This is a genomic window from Mammaliicoccus sp. FSL K6-3158, assembly GCF_038005105.1.
Classification (GTDB): domain Bacteria; phylum Bacillota; class Bacilli; order Staphylococcales; family Staphylococcaceae; genus Mammaliicoccus; species Mammaliicoccus sciuri.
Genome location: NZ_JBBOSL010000001.1, coordinates 969,287 through 982,413 on the forward strand (window position 1 = coordinate 969,287; position 13,127 = coordinate 982,413).

Below are 13,127 nucleotides of genomic sequence, written 5' to 3' on the forward strand. Positions count from 1 at the left end.
ACATTATTTTGTCCCTTTTTTCTATGTTTATCGTGAAAGAGGGAGTTAATATGGCAGGAGTCGTAAATAAGAATGAAATATATACTGGAGAGGTTATCGATTTTACACATGAAGGGCATGGTGTAGTTAAATTCGATCGTTATCCAATTTTCGTACCAAATGCAATTAAAGATGAAACCATTTCATTTAAAGTTATCAAAGTGAAAAAACAATTTGCTATTGGTAAGTTAATCTCCATTGAAGAAGCATCAAAGGACAGAATTGAACCACCTTGTGAATATTATAAAGTTTGTGGTGGATGTCAACTTCAACATTTAAGCTACACAGCGCAATTAGAAATGAAAAAAGAACAAGTGATTAATCTATTCAAGAGAAAATCACATTTTGAAGATACAATTATTCACGATACAGTTGGAATGGAGAATCCTTGGCATTATCGTAATAAATCACAAATACCAGTCGGGAAAAATAAATCTGGTGAAATTGAACTAGGATTCTATAGACAAAGAAGTCACGATATCGTAAATATAGATCATTGTATGATTCAAGATGAAAAACATGATTTAATTATGAAGAAACTTAAACGAATTTTAGATGAAACAAACATCAGTATTTATAATGAACAAAAGCACAAAGGTGAATTAAGACATATCATCTTGAGAACTGGTTATTATACTGGAGAAACAATGGTTATATTCGTAACGAATAGTAAACAACTTAGCCATAAAAATAAAATAATTGATTTTATTCAAACTGAATTTGAAAATGTGGTCAGCATTAAACATAATATTAATCTAGAAAAATCAAATGTTATTATGGGACATACGTCATATACTTTATACGGGAAAGATACCATTACAGATAAACTTTCTGAATATGAATTTAAAATATCCGACACTTCTTTCTATCAAATCAACCCAACACAAACAGAAAAACTTTATCATAAAGCGCTAGAATATGCACAATTAGATGGAGAAGAAACTGTCATTGATGCATATTGTGGTATTGGGACAATCGGTTCATACATGTCACAAAAAGCGAAACACGTTTATGGTGTGGAAGTCGTCGAACAAGCAATAGAAAACGCAAAAGAAAATGCGCAAATCAACCATATAGATAATGCGACATGGGAAGCAGGAAAAGCAGAAGAAATCATCTTAAAATGGCAACAAGAAGGTATTAAGCCAGAAGTTGTAATGGTCGATCCACCAAGAAAAGGATGCGATCAAACATTTATAGAAACTTTAATCGAATTATCACCAAAAAGAATCGTATATATTTCATGTAACCCAGCAACACAAGTTAGAGATGTAGAATTGTTGAAAAATAGCGGTTATCAACTAAAAGAAATCACACCAGTAGATATGTTTCCACATACAACACACGTCGAAACAGTTGCTTTAATCGAAAAAATAACAGAATAAAATTAACTAAAAACCTAAGCCAACGTATAAGTTGGCTTGGGTTTTTGAGCGTTATGGTTGTGTGAAAGTGTTTACAACTGTATAAATAATGTAAGGAGGGTTGTTTATGAAGCGACTAATGATCAGTGCGATTTCGGCTAGTTTTATTTTATCTGCTTGTAGTAATGATTCGAAAGAAGAAACTGAAGATAAAGGTAAGCAAACTCAGAATGAAATGGAACATGAACAGAGTCAGTCAGATGACAACCAAGAACGTAAAGAAACTAAAGGGATTGAAACGGTAGCTCAAGGTTTAGATACACCTTGGAGTATTGCGAGATCAGATGATGTGTTTTATTTATCAGAACGCCCTGGTAAAATTATTAAAATTGATGGCAATAAAAAGACTGAGCAACAAGTGGATTTAGATAAGGAAGTTTCTACTGCTGCTGAAGCGGGTTTATTAGGATTTGTGCTTGCGCCTGATTTTAAAGATTCTAAAGAAGCATATGCTTATTACACATATGAAGATAATGGTCAGTTTAATCGTATCGTAAAATTAAAATTAGAAAATGATACGTGGAAAGAGGATGAGGTATTAATTGATAAAATACCAAGTGGCCAATATCATCATGGTGGTCGGTTGAAAATCGGACCGGATGATAAATTATATGCGACTACTGGAGATGCTTCAGACGAACAAAATGCACAAGATAAAGATACTTTAGGTGGTAAAATTTTAAGAATTAATCTTGACGGTAGTAAACCTAAAGATAATCCGATTTCTAATTCATATGTTTATAGTTACGGTCATAGAAATCCACAAGGAATTGAATGGACACCTGATAGACAGATGTATGCGAGTGAACATGGTAATCAAGCTAATGATGAAATAAATGAGATTAAAGAAGGTCAAAATTACGGTTGGCCAGTGATTGAAGGTAATGAAGAAAATGATAATATGGAAACACCGATATTTACTTCAGGATCAGATGATACTTGGGCACCTTCAGGCATAGCATTTAAAGATGGTATCATTTATTCAGCTGCGTTGCGTGGAGAAGGTATTATGAAATTTGATGTAGAAAAAGATGAAATGAAAAAAGTGGCGACTAAATATGGAAGAATTAGAGATGTTTACATCGTAAATGATGATTTATATTTTGTAAGCAACAATACAGATGGTAGAGGTAATCCTTCCCAAAATGATGATAAGATGTATAAAGTTTCGCTAAGTCAATTAAATTCATAACTCAAACCTGAGCATAAAATCATTAGTATAAATTGAATTTATATTTTATAATCATTATGTAAAGGTTATTAAGAAATGGTTTCTCGGGGGTATTGGATGCTTAAAATTGACTTAGTTAACAATATATCTGTATTAAAGAGGTTAGCACTTTTACAATTTGTTTTATTTCTTTCATTAATATTAATTAGCTTTAAGTTAATTGCGAATATCATATATATTTATGAAGAGGGCTTTGTAAGAAATATCATAGTTGGGTTAGTTGGTTTAATTATATTAGTGTTTATCCATGAGTTAATACACGGTATTTGCTTTAAAATATTTAATCCAAAGGAAAAAGTTAAATATGGATATATGAAAGGCATGTTTTATGCAACGATGCCACATGCTATTTTTACAAGAAAACAATTTTATATCATATTATTAGCACCATTTGTTTTAATTAGTATAGGATTATTAATTGTATTATTATGGCTTCAAGTCACTTCTATTATTTATGTATTTGCTTTTCATGGTGCTGCATGTATCGGTGATTTTTACATGGCACAAGTGATTTATAGTAATAAACAGATGAATTATGTAGAAGATACAGAAGTCGGCATTAATTTATTTACGGATAATAAAGATGTTCAATCAACAAGTTAAAAAGATTTTTGATATAATATATAGGAATTTGGGCAACCAACTTCCTATTTTTTTATAGAGGTGTTTAGAATGGAACGGCGAATCATTCACATTGACATGGATGCTTTCTTTGCTCAAGTTGAAATAAGAGATAATCCAAAATTAAAAGGAAAACCAGTTATTATAGGAGGACGTGCTTCAGGTAGAGGCGTTGTCTCAACGGCTAGCTATGAAGCTCGGAAATTTGGTGTTCATTCAGCTATGCCCATGGCTCAAGCACATCAACTTTGTCCGGATGGTTATTATGTACGCCCAAGAATTAATTATTATCGTGAAGTATCTAATGAAATAATGGCGATTTTTAAAAGTTATACAGATATTGTTGAACCATTATCGTTAGATGAAGCTTATTTAGACGTTACTGAACTTGTGAGAAGAGACTTATCTGCTTCAACGATTGCTCAATATATTCAACGGGATATTTATGATAAGACGCATCTTACATCTTCAGCAGGTGTTTCTTATAATAAATTTTTAGCAAAGCTCGCTAGTGGTATGAATAAACCGAGTGGTCGGACAGTGATAGATTATGAGAATGTACATGATTTATTGATGTCGTTGCCGATAGGAGATTTTGCAGGTATTGGGAAAGTAACCGAAGAAAAGATGAAATCATTGGGAATCAATAGTGGTAATGATTTATACGCATATGACCAAATGGAATTGATTCAATTATTCGGTAAACGTGGTGTAAGCTTTTATAATAAAGTACGTGGTATCGATCATTCTCCAGTGAAACCAACACGTGTTAGAAAATCAATCGGTCGAGAAACAACTTTTGAAACAGATCAAAATGATGATGACTTTATTCTCAATACGATTAGAAAATTGAGTACTGAAGTTGCCAATAGAGCTGATAAACACGAACTAGCAGGGCGAACAATAACAGTTAAACTAAAAACACATAACTTTGAAACATTATCTAAACAAACAAGTAGTCATACACCAGTCTATGACGAAGTTGAAATTTATAATATTGCATATGATTTATATAATTCATTAAAAGATCCGGATACTTCTATACGTTTAGTAGGTGTATCTATCGGGAATTTAGTTTCGAGAACATATCGCAATTTAACAATATATGATTTTATTTAAACCGGTTTACTTGATATCGTCATGTATCCTTAGTATTCTGGATATTGTTGAATGCGCGTTTCGGCTATACGAGAAGTGGGTATTTATTAATACTTATAATAAGAAAGTAGAGATTGATATGAAATTTAAATTTTCAATTATTGCAATTACAGTATTATTAATCATTTTATTTATTAAAAGTTCCATTGAAACAGGTTCATTCGATATTATCAAATTACTAGGTATTATTGCGATAGCAATATTGTTATTCTGGGTTGATAGAAAATTAGAAAGACCTGTTAATAAAGCAAGTTTAAAAAGAGACATAAAAAAAGAATTCCAACACAAAGAGTAAATAAAAGAATAAAAGCTTCTAGGATGCGTTATAATATCTTAGAAGCTTTTATTTATACATATTTTTTATCGGTTAATGCTTTGCCATAAATACTTAATACAGAATCTAAGTCTGGATAATGTTTTAATAATCGATACGTAATAATTGCGCATGCTTTAGCATCATTTAACGCATGGTGGTGACCTTTAAAATCAATATTATAATAATCCATCATTGGCGCAAGTCCATATCTATGATTGTTGACTGTTTTTCTAGCTAATATACATGAACAAAAATACGTTAATTCAGGAATTTCGATTTGGTGTTTAATGAGTGATTTAAACAATACAGTCATATCAAATTTAGCATTATGTGCTACAACTGGTAGTGTACCGATGAAATCCATCATATATGGAAACACGACATCGAAAGTAGGTGAATTTGTCACATCAGAAGGTTTTATTTTATGGATTTTAATATTTATATTTGAAAAATAATCTTCAGGGTTCACTAATGTATAAAAAGTTTCTGTAATTTGATGATCAATTACTTTGACCATTCCGACAGAACAAATGCTTTCCGGACTTCCATTTGCTGTTTCAAAATCAAGTGCTACAAATGAAGACATGCCATCACTTCCTTTAGAAAGTTATTATAAACATTTGTCGGAATAATGTAAATGATGATGGTATGTAGAAAGAATGAATAAAGACCATCTGCCATGAATAGTTCATGGAGATGGTCTTGTTTAAGTATTGTAAGGCTATAAATTATTCAGCATCTTCATCGAAGTGACGAGAAGCTAAATCTTTTTCATAGATAAATAATGCGTTATTGTCTTCTTGAATTCTTTCTAAGTAGTCAATATGTGTTTCAAACATAGACTCTTCTTCAACTTGCTCATCTAAGAACCAGTTTAAGAATGAAATTGTTGCAAAGTCTTTTTCTTCTTTAGCAATTTCAGATAAGTTATAGAATCGACGTGTAACATCTTGTTCTTGAGCTAATCCATCTTTAAATGTCTCTAATAAAGAACTGAATTCAGTCTTAGGAGCATCTAAAGCTGTGAAAATAGCTTTTTCACCACGATCGTTAATATAGTCATATATTTTCATACCATGGAAACGTTCTTCTTTAGCTTGTTGAATATAGAAGTTTGCAAATCCATCGTAACTCTTATCTGCACAATAAGCTGCCATTGCCATATATGCATGTGCTGCGTAAAATTCATGATTCAATTGATTGTTTAAAGCATCTAAAATATTTTTAGATAACATAGAAATCTTCCCTTCTATAATAATTTTAACTTACATTTTTATTATACAATAACAACAAAATGAAACCAACGATTTGATACAGTTAAACACTTTTTTTAAAGCTTTTGAACGTGGTATAATGATGTGACAGAACAAGGAGGTAACGTATGAAGAAGTATGTTGCGAAAAATATAGCAAAGCTAGCACGATATGCTAGTAGAAAAGTAGGTAAACAAGGTACGGATCTTCCGGGACAAATAGCTCGAAAAATAGACCCGCTTATTTTAAGAAAGTTAGCGAATGAAGTAGATGAAATCGTGATGATTAGTGGTACGAACGGTAAAACGACGACATCGAACTTAATAGGTTATACATTAAAGAAGAACAATATTGAAATTATACATAATACTGAAGGTGCCAATATGGCAGCAGGGATTACTTCAAGCTTTATTGTTCAATCTAATAAAAATACTAAAATTGCTGTTATAGAAATAGACGAGGGTTCTATTCCAAGAGTGTTAAAAGAAATGACACCTTCTATGATGGTAGTGACAAACTTCTTTAGAGACCAAATGGATAGATTTGGTGAAATCGATACGATGGTAGATAATATCGGCAACTCAATCAAGGATAAAGGAATTAAACTATTACTGAATGCAGACGATCCTTTCGTTAGTCGTTTGAAAATAGCAAGTGATGACATTGTTTATTATGGTATGCAAAAAGGGATACATGACTTTGAACAAAGTACAATGGTTGAAAGTAAATATTGTCCTAATTGTGGCAGATTATTAAATTATAGTCATATTCATTACAATCAAATTGGTCATTATACATGTGAATGTGGATTTAATAGAGCGACTCCACAATATGAAGTGACAGCATTTAAACAAGAACCGTTTATACATGTTGGCTTAAATGATGCACATTTTGATATGAAGATTGCTGGTGATTTTAATGTGTTTAATGTCATTGCAGCTTATTCAGTATTAAGAGAATTAGGTTTAAATGATCAATCTATAAAAGCTGGTTTTGAAACGTATACTTCTGATAATGGACGTATGCAATACTATAGAAATAGTAAAAAAGAAGCGCTTATTAACTTAGCTAAAAACCCTGCAGGCCTTAATGCAAGTTTATCTGTTGGTGAACAAATTGATGGGGAAAAAGTTTATTTAATCAGTTTGAATGATAACGGCGCAGATGGAAGAGATATTTCATGGATTTATGATGCAGACTTTGAAAAATTATCTAGACAAAATATCAAAACTATCATCTGTACAGGACAAAGAGCTGAAGAATTAGCATTAAGACTGAAATATGCTGAAGTTGAAGCGGAAGTTATTATAGAACATTCAATAGAAAAGGCAACGGAACTATCAATGACTTACAATCAGTTTACAGTTGCAATTCCTAACTATACATCTTTATCACCAATGCATCGAACATTGAATAAAGCCTTTAAGGAGGAAGCATAATGTCATCAATAAAAATATTTCATTTTATGCCAGATAAATTAAATTTGTACGGCGATATTGGCAATATCATTGCACTAAAACAACGTGCGAAATGGCGTAATATAGAAGTAGAAGTAATAGATATAACAGATACAGATCAATTAAGTTTAGATGAATGTGACATTTTCTTTATAGGCGGTGGAAGTGATAGAGAACAAAGTTTAGCTACAGAACAATTAAAGAAAATTAAAGCACAACTTAAAGATGCAATTGAAGACGGCATGCCAACTTTAACAATATGTGGCGGCTATCAATTTTTAGGATCTGAATATGTAACACCTGATGGAACAAGATTAGAAGGTTTAAACATTCTTGATATTTATACAGAATCTAAGAAAGACCGTCTAATAGGAGATATTGTTATTGAATCAGAAACATTTGGACAAATCGTCGGTTTCGAGAATCATGGTGGAAGAACATATCATGAATATCCTACATTAGGTAAAGTTGTTGATGGTTATGGTAACAATGATACAGATAAAAAAGAGGGTATCCATTATAAAAATTTATTGGGTACATATTTACATGGACCAATTTTACCTAAAAACCACGAAATCACAGATTACTTATTAAAACAAGCATGTATCCGAAAAGGTATAACATTCGAACCAGAACAACTAGACAATGCAGTTGAAGAAGCAGCAAAACAAGCTATTATAAAAAGGTTGTTAAAAGCAAAATAATAAAAAAATGTGAGTTAAAGAGGTAGTAACCTTCACATCATTAATAAATAATAATAAAAAGCGGCTGGGACATATTTTAGTGCCCTAGCCGCTTTAGTAAGTTTTAGTTTAGTTATTTTGTTAATCTTGAATATCTATCGTTTAAAATTTTATTAATCATGAGTATTTCATAAATAATGTGACTTTTTATTTGGTTTTCATCAAATTCATTCAGTCCTTTAACACTATTTTTTAATGTGGATGCTGCATTTTTTTGTTTTTTATATTCATTTGCATTTATTAAATGTTCATAGGATTTGATGAAATTTGAGATTGCTGTGCGTTCTTTTTCAGTAAAGACGATGTGCGTATTCTCTGGTAAATATACTAGGTTTAATAAATGTGCATTTAGTAGTCGGTTAATATGATATTTCATTTCGACTTTTCTAATGTGAGATTTAGATTCTTTCTTTGCTCTATGGTAATCGTATTCTTCTTTTTGATATTTTATAAGTTGTTCAATTTTAGTGGCTTGCTGTTGTAATGTTGATACTTTTTTCATGGATAGGGCAGATTCATATTCACCTAGTAAGAGTTCTTTAAGTCTAGATATGTATATTTCTAATATACTTTGATCCATTTTTTGATTAATGTCTTCTATTTGATTTATATATTTAGGTGGCAAAATAATAAAATTGACGATGCTTGCTGTTGCAAGACCAATTGTAGTAGTTGCTAATCGTGATACGAAATTATATACAAATGCTTCATGGATAACAGGGACCATTGCGACAGCTGTAATGGCAGCAACTAACATTCCATCAAATAATTTAAGTTTATAACATACTAAAATCGTGACGGTTGCTGCTAATGAATAACTTAAAGGTGATTCTCCAAAGAAGTATGTACTAATAACAGCTATAAATGCACCGAGTATTGAAGCGGGGAACCTTACAAAAGCTTTCTTTAAGGAGGCTTTAGCTGTAGGTTCTATTGTCACAATTGATGTGATAACCGCAAATATAGGATTTAAATTTAAAGACATACATATTAAACCTGTTAAAAAAGTTGCTAATCCAGTTTTAATAATTCTTGCACCGATAATTCGAGATAACCAATTTTCTTTCATATTCAAAACTCCGAAATCATTTTTTTATAGTATAACATGCATTTTCTGATATAATGATAAACGACAAAAAAATTTTAAAAGAAAGAACGGGATTTAAATGATAATTCAAAACAATGAAGAACTTGATGGCCTAAAAGAAATAGGTAAAATTTGTGCAATAATTCGTGATGAGTTGAAAGAAGCAACTAAACCCGGAGTGACAACTAAAGAATTAGATAACATCGCAAAGGAAAGATTTGCTGAATTAGAAGCAGAATCAGCACCTATTGCAGAGTATGATTTTCCTGGTTACACATGTATAAGTGTTAATGAAGAGGTTGCGCACGGTATACCTGGTAAACGTGTGATTAAAGAAGGCGATCTTGTCAACATAGACGTATCAGCACGTAAAAATGGCTATTATGCAGATACAGGTATTTCATTTGTTGTTGGTAATGCAGATGACCCGAAAAAACAATTAGTAGTAGATGTAGCGGCTATGGCTTTTGAAGAAGCAATGAAGAAAGTTAAGCCAGGTGCTAAATTATCTCAAATTGGCAGAGCAGTTAATGCTACAGCACGTAAAAATGGCTTAAAAGTTATTAAAAACTTAACAGGTCATGGTGTTGGACGTTCATTACACGATTCACCACAACATGTTATGAACTATTATGATCCATTAGAAAAACAATTGCTTAAAGAAGGTATGGTACTTGCAGTAGAACCATTTATCTCATCAAATGCAACAATCGTTAGCGACGGTAAAAATGATTGGGCATTTGAAACGAAAGATAAAAGTTTCGTCGCTCAAATTGAGCACACAATTGTTGTCACTAAAGAAGGACCATTATTATTAACTAAATTAGAAGACTAAAAATATAAGAGGAGTGGATAGAATTGATTAAACATACAAGATTCTATACTACTCCTTTTTATTTTTCTAAGACTAAGGTCCTATTGAAAATTCAATCCTAGGTCCATTTTTAGATTTGAAATAACATTTTATAATAGAGTTTAATATGACAGAAGTAGGTGATTCTATGTTTAATGTTGTTTCAGATCAATTAAAGCAATTGATTCTTGTTTCGTATTATGAAAGTTTAGATACATGTGCAAAGCGCTTAGATGTTAAAATTAAAGCTATGAAACAGTACATCACGTATCTTGAACAAAAACGTTGTCAATTAAGTAAATTAATTGATAAATATACTTTAGAATTAGACAATAAATATATGGACAAGATTGAAGATTTTAAAATTAAATGTGCTAAAAAATTAGAAGATCATGATTTACAATGGTTACAAAAGCAAATTAATATGTTAGAAAGTGAATTAGCGAAAATTGACGAAGCTATGAAAAGCACTTTAGATAAAATTGCTGATACGATAGCTGAGCGTACGATGCTTACTCAGATGAATTCACTTCTCTAAAAAAGGAGTGGTATGTTGAAGAATAAATTTATATCAACTGAATTGTTGATCGTATTATCTGTATTGATTTTGTTATCAAACATTTACTATATTTTCTTTGAGAAAATAGGCTTATTACTCGTTGTAGTAATGGGTACGATATTTATATATGTAGGGTATTTATATTTTCATAAATTACGGGGATTAATTATATTTTGGATAGGCGCTATTTTAATGATTTATGCATTACTTTCTAATCCATACATGCTTGCCATTTTATTTTTATTCTTAGTATTTTTAGTTATTAGATATTTTCTATATCGTAAGAAACCATTAAGAGTAGAACATGTCGACCAAACGTCAAATGAAAATATTAACGAATCATTTATAAAACAGCGATGGTTCTCTCCTCAAAAGACACCACACTATATTTATAAATGGGAAGATATACAAATTCAACAAGCAATTGGAGATATTGAATTAGATTTATCTTTAGCTGCTAATTTATCTGAGCATAATGTTATTGTCGTGAGACAATATATTGGAAAGACACAAATTATTGTTCCTTATAATTACCATGTACATGTACATATAACTGCTTTATATGGCAGATTATATATGAATGATCAAGTGTATAGAGTGAAAAATGAAACGGTACATTATGAGGAAAATAGTCACAAAAACTCATTTAAAGTTAATATATTCTTCTCAACATTTATGGGAGATGTTGAGGTGATTTATCGATGAATAACTACACAAGAATTATAGGTTCAATGCTTATACTTGTTTATACAATTGTTGGTATATTATTTTTCTTAGATCGAATTTTTATTAATATTATATATTTTCAAGGTATATTTTATACTCAAATATTAGGTGTACCAGCATTCCTATTTATCAACATTGTAGTTATTTTGCTATGTATTATAATAGGGACTGCAGTCGCCTACAAAATTAATCAACAGCATCATTGGATTAAAGAACAAATCGAAAGATCTTTTCAAGGAGAAATGTTAGGTGTAAATCACCATGAAATTGATTTGCACAAAGAAACTTTAGAAATTTATCAGACATTAATTCCGTTGCACGAAGAACTATACACATTGAGATTAAAGTCTCAACAAATTATTAATGAATCGTATCAAATGCAAGATTCCGTCGTTAAAAAAATCATAGAAGATGAGCGACAAAGGTTAGCAAGAGAATTACATGACTCAGTAAGTCAGCAATTATTTGCGGCAAGTATGATGTTATCTGCAATTAAATCATCAGAATTAAAAGAGCCATTAGCAAAACAAGTAGACTTATTAGAAAAAATGATACAAGATTCGCAATTAGAAATGCGTGCTTTATTATTACATTTAAGACCTCTAGGATTAAAAAATAAATCGCTTGGTGAAGGGATTAAAGATTTAGTAGTCGACCTGAAAAAAAAAATACCAATGAAAGTTGTTTATGATATAGAAGATATAGAAATAGCCAAAGGTACAGAAGACCATCTATTCCGCATAACTCAAGAGGCAATATCTAATACGTTACGTCATTCTAAAGGTACAAAAGTTTCAATAGAGTTAATAGATACGAATGATTATGTTATATTACGTATACAAGATGACGGTGTAGGTTTTGACACATCTAAAAGAGATCCACAGAGTTATGGGCTAAATACTATGAACGAACGCGCATTAGAAATTGGAGCCACTCTCAATATTATTTCAATGCCTGAATCGGGAACGCGTATTGAAGTTAAGGTACCAAATAATAAGGAGGAACAATATGACAATTAGAGTATTATTTGTAGATGATCATGAAATGGTTCGAATCGGAATCTCTAGTTATTTATCTACACAAGAAGATATTTCCGTCATAGGGGAAGCAGCATCAGGTAGAGAAGGTATTGAAAAAGCTGAAGAATTAGAACCCGATGTCATTTTAATGGATTTAGTGATGGATGATATGAATGGTATAGAAGCAACACAACATATAAAAAAGCATCAACCAAGTGTTAAAATCGTCATGTTAACAAGTTTCATTGAAGATAATGAAGTCTACCAAGCCTTAGATGCGGGTGTTGATAGTTATATATTAAAGACGACTTCTGCGGATGATATCGCAAATGCGATACGTAAGACGTACAATAAAGAGTCTATTTTCGAACCAGAAGTACTTGTAAAAATGAGAAATAGAATGAACCAGAAAGCTGAATTATTCGAAATGTTGACTGAACGAGAAATGGAAATATTATTATTAATCGCTAAAGGTTATTCTAACCAAGAAATAGCAAGTGCTTCCCATATTACAATTAAGACAGTTAAAACGCACGTTAGTAATATATTAAGTAAATTAGAAGTACAAGATAGAACACAGGCTGTTATATATGCCTTTCAACATAATTTAATATCATAAAAAAGAAGTTGAGCTTCCAGAA

General features: G+C 31.1%; 15 protein-coding genes. 12 read left to right on the forward strand and 3 right to left on the reverse strand.

All coding sequences use genetic code 11. The features are described 5' to 3' along the window. Positions 1–50: 50 nt before the first annotated feature. The 5 genes from rlmD (at position 51) to MHH94_RS04775 (ending at position 4,768) form a co-directional block, all read left to right on the forward strand. Positions 51–1,424 (forward strand): 23S rRNA (uracil(1939)-C(5))-methyltransferase RlmD, encoded by a 1,374-nt coding sequence (gene rlmD / locus MHH94_RS04755; RefSeq protein ID WP_325887640.1) that lies wholly within the window; start codon positions 51–53, stop codon positions 1,422–1,424. A 106-nt stretch (positions 1,425–1,530) separates the two neighbouring features. Then, positions 1,531–2,655: a PQQ-dependent sugar dehydrogenase gene (locus MHH94_RS04760; RefSeq protein WP_340839942.1), complete on the forward strand. Its 1,125-nt coding sequence runs from the start codon at positions 1,531–1,533 to the stop codon at positions 2,653–2,655. A 96-nt stretch (positions 2,656–2,751) separates the two neighbouring features. After that, entirely contained in the window at positions 2,752–3,297 is a 546-nt protein-coding gene (locus tag MHH94_RS04765; RefSeq protein ID WP_106417800.1) for a DUF3267 domain-containing protein, read from the forward strand. Between the two features lie 69 nt (positions 3,298–3,366). Then, positions 3,367–4,434 (forward strand): DNA polymerase IV, encoded by a 1,068-nt coding sequence (gene dinB / locus MHH94_RS04770; RefSeq protein ID WP_048540668.1) that lies wholly within the window; start codon positions 3,367–3,369, stop codon positions 4,432–4,434. 118 nt (positions 4,435–4,552) lie between these two features. Then, on the forward strand, positions 4,553–4,768 hold the full coding sequence (locus MHH94_RS04775; RefSeq protein ID WP_048540669.1) for a hypothetical protein: 216 nt from the start codon (positions 4,553–4,555) through the stop codon (positions 4,766–4,768). Positions 4,769–4,820: 52 nt separating this feature from the next. Here the strand turns inward: MHH94_RS04775 and MHH94_RS04780 are convergent, their stop codons facing one another. Together MHH94_RS04780 and MHH94_RS04785 are read right to left on the reverse strand one after the other, a co-directional pair. Next, positions 4,821–5,375 carry a 3'-5' exonuclease gene (locus MHH94_RS04780; RefSeq protein WP_078354792.1) on the reverse strand — a complete coding sequence of 185 codons (555 nt, stop codon included), beginning with the start codon at positions 5,373–5,375 and terminating at the stop codon, positions 4,821–4,823. A 142-nt stretch (positions 5,376–5,517) separates the two neighbouring features. After that, a complete protein-coding gene (locus MHH94_RS04785) occupies positions 5,518–6,024 on the reverse strand; it encodes a ferritin (RefSeq protein ID WP_025905146.1) in 507 nt (168 codons plus the stop codon). Positions 6,025–6,170: 146 nt separating this feature from the next. Between MHH94_RS04785 and MHH94_RS04790 the strand changes: the two genes are divergently transcribed. Both MHH94_RS04790 and MHH94_RS04795 read left to right on the forward strand, forming a co-directional pair. Beyond that, the gene (locus MHH94_RS04790; protein ID WP_232183086.1) at positions 6,171–7,481 is read left to right on the forward strand and encodes a Mur ligase family protein; all 1,311 of its coding nucleotides are present in this window, start codon (positions 6,171–6,173) and stop codon (positions 7,479–7,481) included. Continuing rightward, positions 7,481–8,203, forward strand: a complete 723-nt coding sequence (locus MHH94_RS04795; RefSeq protein WP_078354791.1) for a type 1 glutamine amidotransferase — start codon at positions 7,481–7,483, stop codon at positions 8,201–8,203. Before MHH94_RS04790 ends, MHH94_RS04795 begins: the two co-directional genes overlap by 1 nt. Positions 8,204–8,315: 112 nt before the next feature. On the opposite strand, the gene MHH94_RS04800 is transcribed toward MHH94_RS04795, so the two are convergent. Then, positions 8,316–9,311 (reverse strand): FUSC family protein, encoded by a 996-nt coding sequence (locus MHH94_RS04800; protein ID WP_078354790.1) that lies wholly within the window; start codon positions 9,309–9,311, stop codon positions 8,316–8,318. A gap of 97 nt (positions 9,312–9,408) precedes the next feature. Between MHH94_RS04800 and map the strand changes: the two genes are divergently transcribed. The 5 genes from map to MHH94_RS04825 all read left to right on the forward strand — a co-directional run bounded on the left by map (position 9,409) and on the right by MHH94_RS04825 (position 13,105). Next, positions 9,409–10,164 (forward strand): type I methionyl aminopeptidase, encoded by a 756-nt coding sequence (gene map, locus MHH94_RS04805; RefSeq protein WP_048540673.1) that lies wholly within the window; start codon positions 9,409–9,411, stop codon positions 10,162–10,164. Between the two features lie 145 nt (positions 10,165–10,309). Further along, positions 10,310–10,720 (forward strand): hypothetical protein, encoded by a 411-nt coding sequence (locus MHH94_RS04810; RefSeq protein WP_227532160.1) that lies wholly within the window; start codon positions 10,310–10,312, stop codon positions 10,718–10,720. A gap of 15 nt (positions 10,721–10,735) precedes the next feature. Further along, positions 10,736–11,446 (forward strand): cell wall-active antibiotics response protein LiaF, encoded by a 711-nt coding sequence (gene liaF, locus MHH94_RS04815; protein ID WP_058591883.1) that lies wholly within the window; start codon positions 10,736–10,738, stop codon positions 11,444–11,446. Next, a complete protein-coding gene (locus tag MHH94_RS04820) occupies positions 11,443–12,486 on the forward strand; it encodes a sensor histidine kinase (RefSeq protein ID WP_340839953.1) in 1,044 nt (347 codons plus the stop codon). Before liaF ends, MHH94_RS04820 begins: the two co-directional genes overlap by 4 nt. Then, positions 12,476–13,105 (forward strand): response regulator transcription factor, encoded by a 630-nt coding sequence (locus MHH94_RS04825; RefSeq protein ID WP_025905154.1) that lies wholly within the window; start codon positions 12,476–12,478, stop codon positions 13,103–13,105. Before MHH94_RS04820 ends, MHH94_RS04825 begins: the two co-directional genes overlap by 11 nt. Positions 13,106–13,127 lie beyond the last annotated feature (22 nt).